We start from the raw sequence: 19,627 nt of genomic DNA, 5'->3' as shown, positions 1-19,627 counted from the left end.
AAGTCCCCATCCCCCCCTACCCCCCCTTTGTAAGGGGGGAGATCAGGGGGGATAATGGCGGATCGAACCGTATCGCACCAGATAGAAAACTGCTATAGAATTAAAGAAACAGGGCATCGGGACGCTATCATCTGCGAAATCTGCGAAATCTGCGGAAGAAATAGATCATCAATAAGCAAATTCCGCCAACCAAGAAATCGCGATACCCAAACTCAACCCCACAATCACCTGAAACGGCGTGTGCCCCAGCAACTCCTTCAAACGATCTTCATTAAACTGGGGATGCTCCTGAAACAACTCGTCGAGAATCTGATTGAGAATCCGGGCCTGCTGCCCCGCCGCCTGCCGCACCCCGGCCGCATCGTACATGACAATAATCGCGAACACCAGGGCGATCGCAAATTCCGGAGAGCCCCACCCCATCACCTGGCCGACGCTGGCCGCCAGCGCCCCCACAAACGCCGAATGGGAGCTCGGCATCCCCCCCGTCGTCACCAGCACCCGAAAATTCACCTTTCCGTGCTGGATCAATTCGATCGCCAATTTAGAAGCTTGGGCGAAAAGACAGGCAAACAGGGCCACCAACAGCACCCGGTTGTCCAAGATATGGCCGAAATCTTGCATGGGGTCGAACACCTCTCGTGACTGCTAGTTCGTGCGGCGGGTGATAAAATCCGCGATCGCCGACAGGGGCGCGGCACCTTCCCCAAACGGGGCCAGTTCCGCCTTCGCCTGCTCCACCAATCGTTGAGCCTGCCGTCGCGATTCCTCCAACCCCCACAAACTGGGATAGGTCGCCTTGTTAGCCTGCAGGTCTTTCCCTGCCGTCTTGCCCAACTCCTCCTGGGTGGCGGTAATGTCGAGAATATCATCGACAATCTGAAACGCCAAGCCGATATTTTGGGCGTACCGAGACAACCGCTCCACCTGCTCCGGCGAAGCCCCGGCTAAAATCGCCCCGCAGACGACACAAGCCTCCAACAGCGCCCCGGTTTTGTGGGTGTGGATGTACGTCAGCGTCCGTTCCGACACATCCGGCGACCCCTCCGACTCCAAATCCACCACCTGGCCCCCCACCAGTCCGGCCGCGCCCACGGCCCGACCCAAACGGGCGATCGCTTCCAGAACTCTTTGCGGCGGCACATCCCGGGTTTCCCGCGCCACGAACTCGAAGGCATAAGCCAGCAACCCGTCCCCGGCCAAGATCGCGATCTCCTCGCCGTAAACCTTATGATTGGTCAATTTCCCCCGCCGGTAGTCGTCATTATCCATCGCCGGCAGGTCGTCGTGGATCAGGGACATGGTGTGGATCATCTCCAGGGCGCAGGCCGTCGGCATCGCCATCGGTTCGGTCCCCCCCAGCAGTTCGCACGTCGCCAAACACAAAATCGGGCGCAGCCGCTTTCCCCCAGCCATCAGGGAATAGCGCATCGACTCGTAAATTTTTTCCGGATAGGTGACTGTGATGGAAGCGTCCAAAGCCGCCTCGACCCGCGCCTTTTGCCGGGTCAGATAGGCGGACAGGTCAAAAGCCGTTTCTCGGACGACCGTGGTTTGTTCGTTGGTATCTGTCATGTTGTTTCCCGTACACCCCTTCACTCACTGCATTGCCCGACCGAGCGGCGCCGGCTGTTCGGGGGTGAGGTGGACTCAAACAAGGGTTCTCCCCCATTCAAACCCCCTCGCGCACCCGTCCCAAACCGCGCGGGCTGAGGGTGGAAATTTTCAACTCCAAATTTCATTGTACGGGTCTTGTGGCATCCGACGATCGCCAAAAAAAAACCGGATTGAATTTCACCCCTCCCCGAAAACCCGTTTTTGATAACTCTCGACGGTATTTTTCAGCAGCATCGCCACCGTCATCGGCCCGACGCCGCCCGGGACGGGGCTGATATAATCGACCTGGGGTTCTACGGCCTTAAAATCGACATCGCCGACAATCTGCGATCGCCCTTCGTAGTCCATAATGCGGTTGATTCCGACATCCACGACCACCGCGCCCGGTTTGACCATGTCGCCCCGGATCAACTTGGGATAACCGGCCGCGACCACCAAAATTTCAGCTTCGCGGGTGAGTTTTGCCAGATCTCGGGTTTTGATGTGGGCGACGGACACGGTACTTTCAGCCTCCAACAGCATCAACGCCATCGGTTTGCCCACCAAAATACTCGCGCCGACGACCACCGCATCTTTACCCTCGACCTCAATTTCGTATTCCCGCAACAGCCGCATCACTCCCGCCGGCGTGCAACTGCGGAGGCCCGATTCTCCGCGCACCAGCCGCCCCATATTCGCCGGATGCAGGCCGTCCACATCTTTATCGGGGTCGATCTCGTAGAGCAATTTCACCGCGTCCAGATGGTCGGGGAGGGGCAGTTGCAGCAAAATCCCGTCCACGCGATCGTCTTCATTCAAAGCCCGAATCGCCCCGGCGAGTTCCTCCGGGCCGGTTTCGGCGGGAAAGTGCTCTCCGAAGGAGGCGATCCCCACCCGTTCGCAGGCCCGCTGTTTGTTGCGGACGTAAACCGCACTCGCCGGGTTGTCCCCCACCATCAACACCGCCAAACCGGGGGGCCGTCCCGCTTTGGGCTCCAGGGACTGAACCCGCTCTTTCAACTCGGATTGAATTTTTTTGGCTATTGCCTTACCGTCTAGTAGATTCGCCATAATTGAAAATCAGTGGAAATGTGCGATCGCCCCCGGGTCGGGAACACCGGAGGCCACAGAAACGATCAATACTATCTGGGAAGGATCGACAATTGACAATCATTCATCGGGTGTCGTCCGATCGGAAACCGAATTTCTCGCCCTGTCCGCCGACTCCCGACTCCCGACTCCCGACTCCCGCTCCTTCCCTCGCCTGTCGGAGAAAATTTTACCCCGCCTTTACAACTCCATGTGTATTTTCACCTGGCCATCCCCAGCAAAATTCGTTCACGTCGCATCGGTCCTGCTGCTGGCCGGCGGGATGGTGGGCTGCCGCCAGATCGCCGACTCCACGGCCAAATTGAACCTCAACACCACCAAAATTGAGGCGATCGCGCAAAATCGCAAAGTCGGCGCCAAGGTTTACCTGCGGGGGACCGTGGAAAATCGCGCCCCATTTTTGGGGGCCGGGGCCTACAAATTGGCCGATCGCACCGGGACGGTTTGGGTGTTCACCACCGAACCCCTCCCCCCCGTCGGCGAGAAAATGTTACTCCGGGGCCGGGTGAATTACGAGGCGATCGAAGTCTCGGGGGCGGAACAGTTGGATATCGGCGATTTTTATATCGAAGAATTGGAACGCATCACCGAGGAACAACCCGAGTCCGAACTCCCCGAAAATTCCTAAAAAATTATTTCAATCCCAACCGCTTCCGCAATGCCGTCGCCCCCATAAATAACAGCGGCGTGACCGCCAAACCAACCCCGATAAAATGGGCGGGAAACTGAAAATAAAAATACCACAAAATCAACACCCCATAGGTCGAATCAACGTGATCGACCACATAAAAAATTGGGTTGCTCTCGTCCCCCGGCGGAATCTGCAACCGACGCTTGATGTAGGAATTGGGCAACTCGGAAAGGTTGAAGACGAACCCGGTCAATAACCCGAACTGAATCGCATTTAAATCCCGAAAATGAACGGGAAAATTGGCGTTTAAATTCCCCACCCCTTCAATTTGTTGAAATAAGATGACGCCGACCAAAAATGTGAGCGGCAGGCTGACGAGCCCCCGCCAGCGTTTGTTGGCACCGAACCAGTCCCGTTGGATGGGAAAGTTGAGCCACTGAAAAGGCGGCATTTTCCACAAAAACGCTTCTAAAACCCCCGCCAAAAAGAGTGCAGAAGCGATCCAGATTAAATTCAGGGTATCTAGCGTCAGAGTTGACAACCAGCCGACTTCCCGCATGGCAGCCTCCATTGATATTGCCATCCCTCATCCTATCGCACTTTTCGGACGAAATCATACCCCCTTTTTCTTGACAGTTTTTTAAACTCGTGTTAAATTTTTTTAATCTCAAGTTAACCCCAAATTTGTAATTCTCAACGTGACTTCGTGAATGCTAAAAATTTTACCCCTTATTTTTCCGGGTATTGATCCCATTAATTCCCCTCCAGTTGAATCCGCTGTCATTTCGACCGATCGCCTTTCGCTGACCGAAAAAGACTTGATTTGGACGGAAAAAAACGAGAAAAAAAATATCAAAATTGATGATATTGTCGGCGCATTTGTCTGCGATCGCGATCGGTTCCAAAACGGCATCGGATTCATCGTCAACACTTATCCAAAATCTCCGAACCAACCCCGGCGAATCCTCCGACAATACCGATTCACCTGTCCGGATCTCGAAACGCGATCGCGCTGGATAACCACAATCAATAACCACATTCTCAGCCTTTCCGATTCCCATGATTTCACCCCCCCGCGACGGCTGCAAATTTTTATCAATCCCACCAGTGGCACCAAAAAAGGCGAACGGTTGTTCCGGGAAGCCAGACAAGTTTTAGAAAACAGTTACGTCAAATTTTCCGTCGCGGAAACCACCCACCCCGGCGACATCCAAAACCAAGTTAAATGGATGGATTTATCCCAAGTTGACGGGTTGGTTGTCGTGGGGGGAGACGGAACCGTTTACGAAGTCATCAACGGCTTGATGAACCGTCCCGATTGGAAGACGGCAATTCAAACCCCCATCGGCGTGATTCCGGCGGGAACCAGCAACGGACTGTGCAAAACTCTGTTGCAAGAGGCGGGGGAACCCTACGATTCGATCAACGCCACGATCGCGATCGCCAAAGGCAAAATACAACCCGTCGATCTGATCCACATCAAACAGGGCGATCGCCAATATTTCGGGGTTCTCTCCGTTTCTTGGGGATTGATCGCCGACGTGGATATCGAATCCGACAAACTGCGGTTTTTGGGTTCCCTCAAAACCGATACTTACGCCTTGTTTAAAATTTTAACCCTCCGCAGCTACCGGGGAAAAATATCCCTGATTCCCATCGATCCAGATGAGGCTATACCGGACGCGATCGCCGGCGATTGGCTGCTGCTGTGGGCGATGAACCTCCCCTGGGCAGCTTACAACCTCAACACCGCCCCCGACTCCCAAATATCCGACGGCAAAATGACGGTATTGTTGGTGCGGAAAGGAATGTCGAAATTGCAGTTATTGAAAGCCTTCTCAGCCTGCGAAACGGGACGGCATCTCAACATCCCCGGAATCGAATCTTATCGAGTGCGTGGCTTTCGGTTGGAACCCCGGGATGGAGAACGATTGGCGATCGACGGCGAACCCGTTCCGTCCGCCCCCGTCGAGGTGGAAATTCTCCCCGGTTTGGCGCGGGTTTTTTATCCTTAATTAGTGCGATCATCCGCAGATTACGCAGATTTCACAGATTCAAGAGAGTCCGATAATCCTTGACTTTTAGCGCAAATTATGGTAATTTATTTTTGGTCGGAGAAGTTCTATAATCATCATGTCGGATATTTCGGGCAATCAATCTTTGCAGTCTGATCTGAATGCGATCGCAGTCCCCCAGTCTCCCATCGATAAAATCCTGCAATTGTTCACGTCAAAACTCGCGAAACGCCTGGTCGAGGTTTCTTGGATCACCCCCAACGGAATCACCCTGTTTTCCCTGGCGATCGGCGGATTTTTGGCCGCATTTTTAATTATTCAACATCAATATTTCTGGGCGGTGGGCGCGATTATCTTCAGCGGGTTACTCGACTGTCTGGACGGGGATTTGGCGCGGGCAAGGGGTGTGGCATCGGACACCGGAAATCTCCTCGACAGCGTTTTAGATCGCTATGTAGACTTTTTTATGATTTCGGCTTTAATATTGACATCTCCCGATCGCAATTTAATCCCCGGATTGATCGCCCTGTTGGGGGCAGCGATGGTTCCCTACATCCGGGCGAAAAGCGAATCTTTGGGACGCAGCAGCATCGCCAGCATCGGCAGCCGCGCCGTGCGGACGATCCTGATTATTTTGGGATTGCTGACGGGGCAGATTTTTCCCTTATTAATCCTGTTGGGCGCGATCGCCAATATTGCCGCCCTGCACCGCTTCATCCACGCCCTCGGTTGGGGAGAAAGTCAAGCTCAATAAGCGATCTTTCCCCTACACCCTACACCCTACCCCCTACACCCAAAATTCAATCTTTCTCTTTCACCACCCACACCGAACAATTGGCGTCGGCGACGACTTGGGAACTCACCGAACCCTGGACGATGCGGTTGACTCCCGTCAGTCCGCGACTGCCGATGAGAATCAGATCCGTTTGATAGATATTGGCGAGGCGGATAATTTCCTCGGCGGGATCTCCCCGGACGATCTCCACATCACTCGGACCGTCCAACTCCTGTTGATAGCTTTTCAGATGCTTCTCGATATCCCAATAAGCCAACTCTTCCGATGTATTGGGATGGGGGCGATCGGCGATCGGATCGATCTCCGGCATTGTCGTGGGAATGACGTGGGAGAAGATGACGTGGGTTGTGGGTTGCAATTGCAGTTGCTTTAACGCCTCGATCATCAGCTCTATTGAAGGGGAACCATCAACAGCAACCAAAATTGTCCTTAACACAGAAACTTCTCCTCACAGCTCAGGGATCGTTTGCGATCGGCGAACCTTCACCTTAAAAATCCCCCTCTCCTTTCTTTTCAGTCCGCAGGCGAACCGAATCGGCATGGGACGGAAGCCCTTCAGCCGTAGCCAAGATATTAACAGCATTCGCGACTTTTTGCAGCGCTTGAGGCGAATATTGAATCAAGCTCGAATGCTTCATGAACACCTCCACCCCCAAGGCCGAAGCGTAGCGGGCTGCGCCGGACGTCGGCAGGGTGTGGTTGGGGCCGGCCAGATAGTCACCGACGGCCTCCGGGGTGGAACAGCCCAGGAAAATGGCCCCGGCGTGGCGGACGCGATCGAGCAGGGCCCAGGGGTCGTCAACTTCGAGCTCCAGGTGTTCCGGGGCGAATTCGTTGGACAGTTGCGCCGCCGCGTCGAGGGAGTCCACCACCACCACCAATCCGTAGTGGGCGATCGCTTTTTCGGTGAGGGTGCGGCGGGGGTGATGTTCCAGTTGCCGCTCCACCTCGGCCACCACCTGGCGGGCCAGGGCCGAATCCGTCGTCAGCAAAATCGCCGCGGCCAGGGGATCGTGTTCAGCCTGGGCCAACAAGTCGGTGGCGACGTGGACCGGGTTGGCGGTGCTGTCGGCGACGATCAGCACTTCCGACGGTCCGGCCAGGGAGTCGATGCCCACCGTGCCGTAGACCAATTTTTTCGCCAGGGTGACGTATATATTACCCGGTCCAGTGATCACGTCCACCTTGGGGACCGTTTCCGTCCCGTAGGCCAGAGCCGCGATCGCCTGGGCGCCCCCCACCCGATAAATTTCTTGAATCCCCGCCTCCTGGGCTGCCACCAACACCGCCGGGTTGATTTTGTTGTCGATACTCGGGGGAGTGACCATCACGATGCGGGGGACCTGGGCCACCCGAGCCGGAATGGCATTCATCATCACCGTGCTCGGGTAGGATGCCCTCCCACCCGGGACGTACAAACCGGCGCGATCGACGGGGGTGTAGCGTTTTCCCAGCACCACGTCATCGCCCTCGAACTGAACCCAGGACTTGGGAACCCGCTGGCGGTGAAACGCTTCGATCTGCTTGCAGGCCAGCCGGATAGCATCCAGGAGTTCTTTGGAAACTTGCTGGTAAGCCGCATCCAACTCGGAACCGCTGACCCGCAACTCTTCGGGCGTCAGGGTCTTGTGGTCAAATTCTTGGGTGTAATGCAGGAGTGCTTTGTCTCCCTGTCGCTTGACGGTTTGCAGCACTTCCCGCACCGTTGCTTCTTTGTGGATAACCGTGTCATCATGGGTGCGACTGGCGATCCGTCGCAGTTCTGATTGTGCTTCAACCCACTGAGTAATGATTCGCAGCATGGTGATTCGGAGTGCCAACCTTTAGGAGTTACCAGCCAAAATACGGGCGAGAATTGGAGACATGGAGTGAAAAACCGATCGGATTTGGACTCCGGCTCTATTCTAGAGTGTCCCTCAAACCTGCCGACAGTCTGCCACAGATTTCTAGGATCACCCGTATTTGTTGATATATAGTTTAACGCGAATTCTTAGCTCCCATCGTCGATTTGCCGATCTTCGCTGCCAATTTTTGGATGGAGAGCGCAGGGAGCGACCGGGAGCGGAGGGAGCGGAGGGAGCAGGCGGGAATCAATTCCCTAGGGGGCAAGCCGTCGCGCCCCGACTCGCAAAAATCATCTGAAAATGCTTGGGGAGTTTGTACGGATCTGATATCAGCTTGCCCCCGGTCGCCCCCGGTCGCCCCCGGTCGCCCCCATGCCCCCTCCGCCCCCACATCCCGGGGACTTCCAAATTGATCTCGAAAGGTGTTATGCTAGTATTTCTGTAAATCTTGATATTCAAAAACCCGCGACGACCTCAACCGGAAGCTATGGCCAACATCAAATCTGCCATCAAACGAGTTCAAATTGCCGAACGCAATCGGCTCCGCAATAAATCTTACAAGTCAGCCGTCCGCACCCTGATGAAAAAATATTTTGCCACGGTGGAGCAATATGCGGCTTCACCGAGCGACGAAGCGCTTCAGGAAGTGCATCAGCGGATGTCGGCCACCTACAGTAAAATTGATAAGGCGGTCAAAAAGGGAGTCCTTCACAAAAACAACGGAGCCCGGAAAAAAGCCAGATTGGCTCGGTTTTTGAAGCGACACCAAGAAAACCTGAATCAAACGGGCGCAGCCGCATCTTAACATCGAACGATGTTGCGTGTGGATGTCAGCAAGGGGAGGAGCGAGACTCGAACTCAGATCCGGCCCTTGATCTCCGTGTTTGTTTGAGGGATGTGACCGCTCAACTCAAGACCCATACCGGATGACGAATCGCACCCGATGCAGCTAATTGATACTCACGTTCATCTTAACTTTGACGTCCTCGCGACCGACCTGGAAGCGATCCGATCGCGGTGGCGGGAGGCCGGAGTCGTGCGCCTGGTTCACTCCTGCGTCCATCCGGGGGAATTTCAGGAGATCCGGGCGATCGCCGATCGCGTCGAAGAACTCTCCTTCGCCGTCGGTTTGCACCCCCTGGATACGGAAAAGTGGACCGACGGCAGCGCCGGGGAAATTTTGGAGTTAGCCCGGTCTGATGGGAGGGTGGTGGCGATCGGGGAAATGGGGCTGGACTTCTACAAAGCTGACGATGAAGCCCGTCAGAAACAGGTCTTCACCGCCCAACTCGAAATCGCCCGACAACTCGACAAACCCGTAATCATCCACTGCCGGGACGCAGCCGCCCCGATGGCGGAACTGTTGCGGGACTTTTGCGATCGCTCGGGAGCGGTGCGGGGAGTCATGCACTGCTGGGGGGGGACGCCCGAAGAAACCCAATGGTTCTTAGATCTGGGATTTTACATCAGCTTCAGCGGCACCGTCACCTTTAAAAAAGCGACGCCAATTCAAGAATCCGCCCGGATAGTTCCGAGCGATCGCCTGCTGGTCGAAACCGACTGTCCCTTCCTCGCCCCCGTCCCGAAGCGGGGAAAACGCAACGAACCCGCCCATGTCAAATACGTCGCCGAACGGGTCGCCGAATTGCGGGACACCTCCCCGGAGTCCCTGAGTCAACAGACCACCCGAAACGCCTGCCAACTCTTCGGCCTGTCCCTCCCCGAAGAAAGTCAAACGTCAAAAGTCGAAAAATCAAAAGTCAAAACAAGTTTTTAACTGGATGCCCGATCCGACCCCCCGAGGGTGGGGGTCAGGCGGAGAACCCGATCGCACCTGTCCGACCACCGCATTGCCACTCAGATCCCCCTCCGTCCGACCCCCAATTCAACGGATCGGCCAGACCACAGTAGCCCGGATTTTGGACGATACCCATGACAACTCAAACCCAATACGAATCCGCATTCCTGCTCCCCGACCTAATCGAGATCCAGCGGTCGAGCTTCCGCTGGTTTCTCGAAACCGGCCTGATCGAAGAACTGGAAAGCTTCTCGCCCATCAGCGACTACACCGGCAAACTCGAACTGCACTTTTTGGCCCAAAACTACAAACTCAAAGAGCCGAAATACGACGTCGATGAAGCCAAACGGCGGGACAGCACCTACGCCGTCCAGATGTACGTCCCCACCCGACTCATCAACAAAGAAACCGGGGAAATCAAAGAGCAGGAAGTCTTCATCGGCGACCTGCCCCTGATGACCGAACGCGGCACCTTCATCATCAACGGGGCCGAACGGGTGATCGTCAACCAAATCGTCCGCTCTCCCGGCGTCTACTACAAATCCGAGATCGACAAAAACCAGCGGCGCACCTACAGCGCCTCTTTGATCCCCAACCGGGGCGCCTGGTTGAAATTTGAAACCGACAAAAACGACCTGGTCTGGGTGCGGATTGACAAAACCCGCAAACTCTCCGCCCAGGTTCTCCTCAAAGCCCTCGGACTCACCAACAACGAGATCTTCGACGCCCTGCGGCACCCCGACTACTTCCAAAAAACCATCGAAAAAGAAGGAGAATTCACCGAAGAAGACGCCCTGATGGAGCTCTACCGCAAACTGCGGCCCGGGGAACCCCCCACCGTCGCCGGCGGGGAACAACTGCTCAACAACCGCTTCTTCGACGGCAAGCGCTACGACCTCGGCCGGGTGGGGCGCTACAAAATCAACCGCAAACTGCGCCTGAGTATTCCCGACAGCACCCGCGTCCTGACACCCACCGACATTCTCTCGGCGATCGACTACCTGATCAACTTAGAGTACGACATCGGCGAAACCGACGACATCGACCACCTCGGAAACCGCCGGGTGCGCTCCGTCGGCGAACTGCTGCAAAACCAAGTCCGAGTCGGCCTCAACCGCCTCGAACGCATCATCCGGGAACGGATGACCGTCGGCGACGCCGACACCCTCACTCCCGCCTCCCTGGTCAACCCCAAACCCCTCGTCGCCGCCATCAAAGAGTTCTTCGGCTCCAGCCAACTCTCCCAGTTCATGGACCAGACCAACCCCCTGGCCGAACTGACCCACAAACGGCGCCTGTCCGCCCTCGGCCCCGGCGGTCTAACCCGGGAGCGAGCCGGGTTCGCCGTCCGCGACATCCACCCCTCCCACTACGGGCGCATCTGCCCCATCGAAACCCCGGAAGGTCCCAACGCCGGACTGATCGGCTCCCTGGCCACCCACGCCCGGGTCAACCCCTACGGCTTCATCGAAACCCCCTACTGCCCCGTCGAAAACGGCCGGGTGCGGCGGGATCTCCCCCCGGTCTACATGACCGCCGACGAAGAAGACGACCTGCGCGTCGCCCCGGGAGATATCAGCTACGACGAAAACGGCCAAATCCTCGGCGACCTCGTACCCGTGCGCTACCGCCAGGACTTCACCAAAACGGCCCCCGACCAGGTGGACTACGTGGCCGTTTCCCCCGTCCAGATCGTCTCCGTCGCCACCTCCCTCATCCCCTTCCTGGAACACGACGACGCCAACCGCGCCCTGATGGGGTCAAACATGCAGCGGCAGGCCGTCCCCCTGCTGCGCCCCGAGCGCCCCTTGGTGGGAACCGGACTCGAAGCCCAAGCCGCCCGGGACTCCGGGATGGTGATCGTGTCCCGCACCGACGGCGAAGTCAGCTATGTGGACGGCGCCAAAATTCGGGTCATGGACCTCGACGGCCGGGAATGGGAGTACGAACTTCAGAAGTACAGCCGCTCCAACCAAGACACCTGTCTGAACCAGCGGCCCCTCGTTTATGAGGGAGACCAGGTGGTGACCGGCCAGGTGTTGGCGGACGGCTCCTCCACGGAAGGGGCGGAACTGGCCCTCGGCCATAATATCGTCGTCGCCTATATGCCCTGGGAGGGATACAACTACGAAGACGCGATCCTGATCAGCGAGCGCCTGGTTTACCAGGACGTCTACACCTCCATCCACATCGAAAAATTCGAGATCGAGGCGCGGCAGACCAAACTCGGCCCCGAAGAAATCACCCGGGAAATTCCCAACGTCGGGGAAGATTCCCTGCGGCAACTCGACGCCAACGGCATCATCCGCATCGGCGCCTGGGTGGAGTCGGGGGATATCCTGGTCGGGAAAGTCACCCCCAAAGGGGAATCCGACCAGCCCCCGGAAGAAAAGCTGCTGCGGGCGATCTTCGGCGAGAAGGCCCGGGACGTGCGGGATAATTCCCTGCGAGTTCCCAACGGTGAAAAAGGCCGGGTCGTGGACGTGCGGGTATTTACTCGGGAACAGGGGGACGAACTGCCCCCCGGCGCCAACATGGTGGTGCGGGTTTACGTCGCCCAAAAGCGGAAAATTCAGGTGGGCGACAAAATGGCCGGACGTCACGGAAATAAGGGGATCGTCTCCCGCATCCTGCCCATCGAAGATATGCCCTACCTCCCCGACGGGCGCCCGGTGGATATCGTCCTGAATCCCCTGGGGGTGCCGTCCCGGATGAACGTCGGACAGATCTTTGAATGTCTGATGGGGTGGGCCGGAGAAAACCTGAAACGGCGGTTCAAGGTCGTCCCCTTCGATGAAATGTTCGGGGGCGAAATGTCCCGGGAAACGGTCCACGGCAAGCTGCAAGAGGCCCGGGATAAGAAGAAACAGGACTGGCTGTTCAACCCGGAGTATCCCGGCAAAACCATCGTTTACGACGGGCGGACGGGCGAGCCCTTTGACCAGCCGGTGACGGTGGGGGTGGCCTATATGTTGAAACTGGTCCACCTGGTGGACGACAAGATCCACGCCCGTTCGACCGGACCCTACTCCCTGGTGACGCAGCAGCCTTTGGGCGGAAAGGCGCAGCAGGGCGGACAGCGATTCGGAGAAATGGAGGTGTGGGCCCTGGAGGCCTTCGGCGCCGCCTACACCCTGCAGGAATTGCTGACGGTGAAATCCGACGATATGCAGGGGCGCAACGAGGCCCTGAATGCGATCGTGAAGGGGAAGGCCATCCCCCGGCCGGGGACACCGGAATCCTTCAAAGTGTTGATGCGGGAGTTGCAGTCCCTGTGCTTGGATATTGCCGTGCACAAGGTGGAAACCGCCGAAGACGGCAGCAGCAAGGATGCCGAGGTGGATCTGATGGCCGACGAGTCCGGCCGGGGACGCCCGCCGTCCAAACCCACCTACGAGTTGAGTTCGGTCGATGAAGACGATCGCGAAAGTTAAATCCGAATTCTGACCGGGGAAATTGGGGAAAACTCGCCCCATTTCCCCCCTCTCACCGTCCCAGGTGTCAATCTTGATCTGTGAACTGGAATTATGACGAACTCAAAGTCGAACTCAAGCAAGCGTTTAGAACAGCGTTTCGATTACGTCAAAATCGGGTTGGCGTCCCCCGAGCGGATTCGCCAGTGGGGGGAGCGCACCCTGCCGAACGGCCAAGTCGTGGGGGAAGTGACCAAACCGGAAACGATCAACTACCGGACGCTCAAACCGGAAATGGACGGGCTATTTTGCGAGCGGATTTTCGGACCCGCGAAGGACTGGGAATGTCACTGCGGAAAGTACAAGCGGGTGCGGCACCGGGGCATCGTCTGCGAGCGCTGCGGCGTGGAAGTGACCGAATCTCGGGTGCGGCGGCACCGGATGGGGTACATCAAACTCGCGGCTCCCGTCACCCACGTCTGGTATTTGAAGGGGATTCCCAGCTACATGGCGATTTTGCTGGACATGCCCCTGCGGGACGTGGAGCAGGTGGTTTATTTTAACGCCTACGTCGTGTTGAATCCCGGCAACGCCGACAATCTGTCCTACAAACAGCTACTGATGGAAGAGCAGTGGCTGGAAATCGAAGAGCAGATGTACAGCGAAGAGGCGGAACTCATCGGCGTGGAAGTGGGCATCGGGGCCGAGGCGATCGCCCGACTGCTGGCCGATATCCCCCTGGAAGAAGAGGCAGAGCGCCTGCGGGAAGAAATCGCCAACTCCAAGGGACAGAAGCGAGCCAAGCTGATCAAGCGCCTGCGGGTGATCGACAACTTCATCGCCACCAGCTCCCTACCCGAATGGATGGTCCTCAACGTCATCCCCGTCATCCCCCCGGATTTGCGCCCGATGGTGCAGTTAGACGGGGGCCGGTTCGCCACCAGCGACCTGAACGATTTGTACCGGCGGGTGATCAACCGCAACAACCGCCTGGCGCGATTGCAGGAAATTTTGGCACCGGAAATTATTATCCGCAACGAAAAGCGAATGCTTCAAGAGGCGGTGGATGCCTTAATTGACAACGGACGCCGGGGCCGGACCGTGGTGGGAGCCAACAACCGCCCCTTGAAATCCCTCTCCGACATCATCGAGGGGAAACAGGGCCGCTTCCGGCAGAACCTGCTCGGAAAGCGGGTGGACTACTCCGGCCGTTCCGTGATCGTCGTCGGTCCGAAATTGAAGATGCACCAGTGCGGACTGCCCCGGGAGATGGCGATCGAGCTGTTCCAGCCCTTCGTGATTCACCGCCTGATCCGCCAGGGTTTGGTCAACAATATCAAAGCCGCCAAAAAGTTGATCCAGCGCAACGATCCCAGCGTGTGGGACGTGTTGGAAGAGGTCATTTCCGGACACCCCGTCATGCTCAACCGCGCCCCGACACTGCACCGCCTGGGGATTCAGGCCTTTGAACCCATACTGGTGGAGGGGCGAGCCATCCAACTGCACCCCCTGGTCTGTCCGGCCTTCAACGCCGACTTCGACGGCGACCAGATGGCCGTCCACGTCCCCCTGTCCATCGAGTCTCAAGCCGAGGCGAGGCTGCTGATGCTGGCGTCCAACAACATCCTCTCCCCGGCGACGGGGCGGCCGATCGTGACGCCGAGTCAGGATATGGTTTTGGGCTGCTACTACCTGACGGCGGAAAACCCGAAGGCGACCCGGGGGGTCGATCACTACTTCAGCGACTTGGAGGATGCCATCATCGCCTACACCCAAGGTCAGGTAGACCTGCACGCCTCGGTTTGGGTGCGGTTCGAGGGCGAAGTGCACGCGGGCGAACCCGAACAACTCAAAGATGAAGAAACCGCGGCGGATGGGAGCGTCACCAAAGTCTATATCGGTCAAAAAACGGGCCACCTGCTGCGCCGTCGCCGGGTCGATAAAGAGGGAAATCTCATTTCCCAGTACGTCCGGACAACTCCGGGCCGGATCATCTTCAACAAAACGGTGCAAGATGCCCTGGTCTAACGGGAATTGGTCATTAATAATTGATCATTATTAATGACCGCTTTCCTTCGCCATTTCTAATATCAAGTTCGGATCGTCAGCGATCGCATGAAGTTCTGATGATTGAATGAAAAATAGTGGTCAGAACAACGATTTTAGCGAACTTGATCGGACATCTGCTTTCCAGCGCAATTCAACACAAAATAGATATGACTGAGACTCAAAAAATCTTCCGGAACCGGGTGATTGACAAAGGGCAATTGAAAAAATTGATCGCCTGGGCGTTTATGAACCACGGCACGGCGCGGACGGCCCAGATCGCCGACCAATTGAAAGATTTGGGTTTCCGCTACGCCACCAAAGCCGGGGTTTCGATCAGCGTCGATGACCTGCAGGTTCCCCCCTCCAAGCGAGAATTGCTCGAAGCGGCGGAAGAGGAAATTCGGCGCACGGAGAACCGCTATTCCAAGGGGGAAATTACCGAGGTGGAGCGGTTCCAAAAGGTGATCGACACCTGGAACGGCACCAGCGAAGCCCTCAAGGACGAGGTGGTGCGGAACTTCAAATCCACCAACCCTTTGAACTCGGTGTACATGATGGCGTTCTCTGGGGCGCGGGGTAACATTTCCCAGGTGCGCCAGTTGGTGGGGATGCGGGGTTTGATGGCTGACCCGCAGGGGGAAATCATCGACCAGCCGATCAAGACCAACTTCCGGGAGGGGCTGACCGTCACCGAGTATATCATCTCCTCCTACGGCGCCCGGAAGGGGTTGGTGGACACGGCGCTGCGGACGGCAGATTCGGGGTATTTGACCCGCCGTCTAGTGGACGTGTCCCAGGACGTGATCCTGCGAGAAATTGACTGCGGGACGACCCGGGGAATCCGGCTGAAAAACATGACCGACGGCGATCGCATCCTGATCCCCCTCAAGGACCGCCTCATGGGCCGGGTGTTGGGGGAAGATGTCAAACATCCCGAAACCGGGGAGATCGTGTCCTGGAACGGCAAAAAAGCCGTCCGCAACCAGGTGATCTGCGAAGACCTGGCCGCGGCCATCTGCGATGCGGGGGTGAACGAGCTCCTGGTGCGATCGCCCCTCACCTGCGAGGCCAACCGCTCCGTGTGCCGCCACTGCTACGGGTGGAGTCTGGCCCACGCCGACATGGTAGACCTCGGGGAGGCGATCGGGATCATCGCGGCCCAGTCCATCGGCGAACCGGGCACCCAGCTCACGATGCGGACCTTCCACACCGGGGGGGTGTTCACGGCCGAGGCAGCGGCGGTGCTGCGCGCCCCCTTCGACGGCGTGGTTCGCTTCCCCAAATCCCTGCGCCTGCGGGCGTTCCGCACCCGTCACGGGGACGATTCCTTCTACGCCGAAAGCAACGGCCATTTAGCCGTGGAGAGCGAAAGCGGGAAATCCGAGCGGGTCGCCATCTCCCAGGGGGTGACGGTGGTCGTCCAGAACGGGCAGGCCGTCAAAGCCGACCAGATTTTGGCGGAAATTCCCGCCGGAGGCCGGACGGCCCGGAAGACCACGGAAAAGGCCACCAAAGACGTGGCGACGGACCTGGCCGGGGAAGTCAAATTCGCCGACGTCATCCCCGAAGAAAAAATGGACCGCCAGGGCAACATGACCCGCATCGCCCAGCGCGGGGGGCTGCTGTGGGTGCTGGCTGGGGAAGTGTACAACCTGCCCCCCGGCGCCGAGCCGGCCGTCAAAAACGGCGATCGCGTCGAACCGGGCAGCGTCCTGGCCCAGACCAAACTGGTGTCCGAACACGGGGGCATCGTCCGCATCGCTCAAAATACCGAATACGCCACCCAGGAGGTCACGACCCCCAGCACCGACATCAGCAACTTGGAAGCCCTGGCCGGCCAGGAGGAAGGGGACGCCCCGGAACTGCCCCGGGAACTGGAAATTATCACCGCCTCCGTCCTGCTCGACCAGGCCCTGGTGCGGCTGCAAACCCTGCAAGGCCGGGAACAGTACGTCATCGAAACCAACAGCAACCACCGATTCCTGCTGAAGGTGACGCCGGGGAGCAAGGTAGAAAATCACGAGGTGATCGCCGAGCTGATGGACGACAGCTACCGCACCACTACCGGCGGCATCATCAAATACGCCGGGGTGGAAGTCGCCAAGCGCTCCAAAGCCAAACAGGGCTACGAAGTCACCCAGGGCGGCACCCTGCTGTGGATTCCCGAGGAGTGCCACGAGGTCAACAAAGATATTTCCCTGCTGCTGGCCGAAGACGGGCAGTATGTGGAAGCCGGGACGGAAGTGGTCAAAGACATCTTCTGCCAGAGTAAAGGGGCGATCGAAGTCACCCAGAAAAACGACATTTTGCGGGAAATCGTCATCAAACCCGGGGAACTGCACCTGGTGGACGACCCCGAGATGGTCATGGCCCTCGACGGCCAGATCGTCAACGCCGGGGAAGAGGTGATCCCGGGCATCACCGCCACCGAACTCAACTACGTGGAATACGTCGAGACACCGGAAGGTCCGGCCCTGCTGCTGCGCCCCGTGGTGGAATTCAAGGTCCCCGAAACCCCGCCGATCCCCTCCCAGGAGTCCCTGAACCAGTCCATCTCCCTGCAAGCCGTGCAGCGCCTGTCCTATAAAGATGGGGAGCGGGTGCGATCGGTGGAAGGGGTGGAACTGCTGCGGACGCAGTTGGTGATCAACATCGGCTCCGAAGCCCCGCAGTTAGCCGCCGACATCGAGCTGATCCCCGACGAGAACGACCCCGAGATCCTGCGGTTGCAGTTGGTGATTTTGGAATCCCTGGTGATCCGCCGCGACATCGTGGCCGATTCCACCCAGGGCAGCACCCGGACGCGGTTGCTGGTGGAAGACGGCCAGGAAATCGAACCGGGCGCGGTGGTGACGCGGACAGAAATTCTCGGCAAGGACGGCGGCGTGGTCGGCGGCATCCGCTCCGGGGCCGAAGTGCTGCGCCGGATTCTGCTGGTCCGCCACGCCGACATGGTGACGATCGCCGTGCCCCCCGGCGCGACCCCCGGCGTGAAAGTGGGAGATTTGGTCGTGGAAGGGTCGGAAATTGCCCCGGGCGTGACTTTGGAAGAGTCCGGTCAGGTCGTCGAAATCAAAGCCGGGACGGCAACCGGGGAGAGTTCGGAAGCCGCGGGCGGGAGTTCCGAACTCTCCACCACCTCCCCGACTCAAATCGTCCTGCGCCTCGGCCGGCCCTACCGGGTGTCTTCCGGCGCAGTCCTGCACCTCAACGACGGCGACCTGGTGCAGCGGGGTGACAACTTGGTGCTGCTGGTGTTTGAACGGGCGAAAACCGGGGACATCATCCAGGGTCTGCCCCGGATCGAGGAACTCCTGGAAGCCCGGAAGCCGAAGGAGGCCTGCATTTTGGCCCGCCAGCCCGGAACCGCCCAGGTGGAGGTGAACGATGAACTCGTCGAATTGCGGGTCGTGGAGGAGAGCGGCGCGATCACCGACTACCCCCTCAGCCCCGGCCAGACGGCGATCGTCTCCGACGGCCAGACCGTGGATGTGGGACAGCACCTCACCGACGGGCCTGCCAATCCCCACGAGATTTTGGAGGTGTTCTTCAACTACCACCTGGAACGGGACGGGTTGGTTTACGAATCGGCCCTCAAGAGTTTCCAACAGTGCCAGACCTTCTTGGTGAACGAGGTGCAGTCGGTGTATCAGTCCCAGGGGATCGATATTTCCGACAAGCACATCGAGGTGATCGTCCGCCAGATGACCTCTAAAGTCCGGGTGGACGACGGCGGCGATACGACGATGCTGCCCGGGGAATTGGTGGAACTGCGTCAGGTGGAACAGGTGAACGAGGCGATGTCCATTACCGGGGGCGCCCCCGCCCGATACACGCCGGTACTGCTGGGGATTACCAAGGCATCCCTGAACACCGATAGCTTCATCTCGGCGGCCAGTTTCCAGGAGACGACCCGGGTGCTTACCGAGGCGGCGATCGAAGGGAAGTCCGACTGGCTGCGGGGTTTGAAAGAAAACGTGATCATCGGGCGCCTGATCCCGGCCGGAAGCGGATTCAACGCCTACGAAGAGGGCGGAATCGAGGGCACCAGCTTCGACGGGGATACGAATGACATCGACGAGGACAGCGATGAACTCACGGATGTAGTCCTCGACGATCGCACCGCCCGGGCCTACGGCAAGGGTCAGTTCTCGGAGGACGGCGATTCGGACGACGACGATTTCAGCGAGTTCGCCATCCGCGAAGAGAAGGACAATTTGCCGGGAATGGACGACGAAGAACCGTTTTCGGCTTCTATCCTCGGAGAGGACATCATCGACGATGATTTCGAGGACGACGAAGACGAAGACTGATGTCCGGTCTGGTTTGTGAAAAGAGCGGGTGTGAGGGTTTAAGAAGCGGAGGAAGCAGGGGA

Annotated in this window: 14 protein-coding genes; 8 read left to right on the top strand and 6 right to left on the bottom strand. The window is 58.1% G+C overall.

From position 1 onward, the window contains the following. Window positions 1-168: 168 nt before the first annotated feature. From AC0QHF_RS08345 to folD, 3 genes are all read right to left on the bottom strand, one after another. Window positions 169-624, bottom strand: coding sequence for a divergent PAP2 family protein (locus AC0QHF_RS08345; RefSeq protein WP_324703743.1), 456 nt, complete (start codon window positions 622-624; stop codon window positions 169-171). A gap of 24 nt (window positions 625-648) precedes the next feature. Beyond that, window positions 649-1,575: a geranylgeranyl diphosphate synthase CrtE gene (crtE, locus tag AC0QHF_RS08340; protein WP_324703742.1), complete on the bottom strand. Its 927-nt coding sequence runs from the start codon at window positions 1,573-1,575 to the stop codon at window positions 649-651. Window positions 1,576-1,794: 219 nt separating this feature from the next. Next, window positions 1,795-2,667 (bottom strand): bifunctional methylenetetrahydrofolate dehydrogenase/methenyltetrahydrofolate cyclohydrolase FolD, encoded by an 873-nt coding sequence (folD, locus tag AC0QHF_RS08335; protein WP_324703741.1) that lies wholly within the window; start codon window positions 2,665-2,667, stop codon window positions 1,795-1,797. Between folD and AC0QHF_RS08330 the strand changes: the two genes are divergently transcribed. Continuing rightward, complete coding sequence (locus AC0QHF_RS08330) at window positions 2,633-3,334, top strand: hypothetical protein (protein WP_324703740.1); 702 nt, start codon at window positions 2,633-2,635, stop codon at window positions 3,332-3,334. The two genes, folD and AC0QHF_RS08330, sit on opposite strands and share 35 nt — an antisense overlap. A 4-nt stretch (window positions 3,335-3,338) precedes the next feature. Here AC0QHF_RS08330 and AC0QHF_RS08325 read toward each other — a convergent pair whose 3' ends face one another. After that, the gene (locus tag AC0QHF_RS08325) at window positions 3,339-3,920 is read right to left on the bottom strand and encodes a CDP-archaeol synthase (protein ID WP_324703739.1); all 582 of its coding nucleotides are present in this window, start codon (window positions 3,918-3,920) and stop codon (window positions 3,339-3,341) included. A 235-nt stretch (window positions 3,921-4,155) separates the two neighbouring features. Here AC0QHF_RS08325 and AC0QHF_RS08320 point away from each other — a divergent pair, with 235 nt between their 5' ends. Together AC0QHF_RS08320 and AC0QHF_RS08315 are read left to right on the top strand one after the other, a co-directional pair. Continuing rightward, window positions 4,156-5,352: a diacylglycerol kinase family protein gene (locus AC0QHF_RS08320; protein WP_324703738.1), complete on the top strand. Its 1,197-nt coding sequence runs from the start codon at window positions 4,156-4,158 to the stop codon at window positions 5,350-5,352. 118 nt (window positions 5,353-5,470) lie between these two features. Next, window positions 5,471-6,106: a CDP-alcohol phosphatidyltransferase family protein gene (locus tag AC0QHF_RS08315; RefSeq protein ID WP_324703737.1), complete on the top strand. Its 636-nt coding sequence runs from the start codon at window positions 5,471-5,473 to the stop codon at window positions 6,104-6,106. A gap of 46 nt (window positions 6,107-6,152) precedes the next feature. On the opposite strand, the gene AC0QHF_RS08310 is transcribed toward AC0QHF_RS08315, so the two are convergent. Then, window positions 6,153-6,584: a universal stress protein gene (locus AC0QHF_RS08310; RefSeq protein ID WP_324703736.1), complete on the bottom strand. Its 432-nt coding sequence runs from the start codon at window positions 6,582-6,584 to the stop codon at window positions 6,153-6,155. A gap of 52 nt (window positions 6,585-6,636) precedes the next feature. Beyond that, a complete protein-coding gene (hisD, locus tag AC0QHF_RS08305; RefSeq protein WP_324703735.1) occupies window positions 6,637-7,950 on the bottom strand; it encodes a histidinol dehydrogenase in 1,314 nt (437 codons plus the stop codon). Between the two features lie 529 nt (window positions 7,951-8,479). On the opposite strand from hisD, the gene rpsT reads away from it, so the two are divergent. From rpsT to AC0QHF_RS08280, 5 genes are all read left to right on the top strand, one after another. Next, entirely contained in the window at window positions 8,480-8,797 is a 318-nt protein-coding gene (gene rpsT / locus AC0QHF_RS08300) for a 30S ribosomal protein S20 (RefSeq protein ID WP_324703734.1), read from the top strand. A gap of 138 nt (window positions 8,798-8,935) precedes the next feature. Continuing rightward, complete coding sequence (locus AC0QHF_RS08295) at window positions 8,936-9,769, top strand: TatD family hydrolase (RefSeq protein ID WP_324703733.1); 834 nt, start codon at window positions 8,936-8,938, stop codon at window positions 9,767-9,769. A 155-nt stretch (window positions 9,770-9,924) separates the two neighbouring features. Then, window positions 9,925-13,224, top strand: a complete 3,300-nt coding sequence (rpoB, locus tag AC0QHF_RS08290; RefSeq protein ID WP_324703732.1) for a DNA-directed RNA polymerase subunit beta — start codon at window positions 9,925-9,927, stop codon at window positions 13,222-13,224. A 93-nt stretch (window positions 13,225-13,317) separates the two neighbouring features. Then, on the top strand, window positions 13,318-15,231 hold the full coding sequence (locus tag AC0QHF_RS08285; RefSeq protein WP_324703731.1) for a DNA-directed RNA polymerase subunit gamma: 1,914 nt from the start codon (window positions 13,318-13,320) through the stop codon (window positions 15,229-15,231). Between the two features lie 188 nt (window positions 15,232-15,419). Continuing rightward, the gene (locus AC0QHF_RS08280) at window positions 15,420-19,565 is read left to right on the top strand and encodes a DNA-directed RNA polymerase subunit beta' (protein WP_324703730.1); all 4,146 of its coding nucleotides are present in this window, start codon (window positions 15,420-15,422) and stop codon (window positions 19,563-19,565) included. The last annotated feature ends 62 nt before the right edge of the window (window positions 19,566-19,627 follow it).

The sequence above is a fragment of the Lyngbya sp. CCY1209 genome (genome assembly GCF_055795065.1).
Note: the sequence above shows the minus strand (reverse complement) of the source record. Positions and strands in the feature narration are given on the sequence as shown.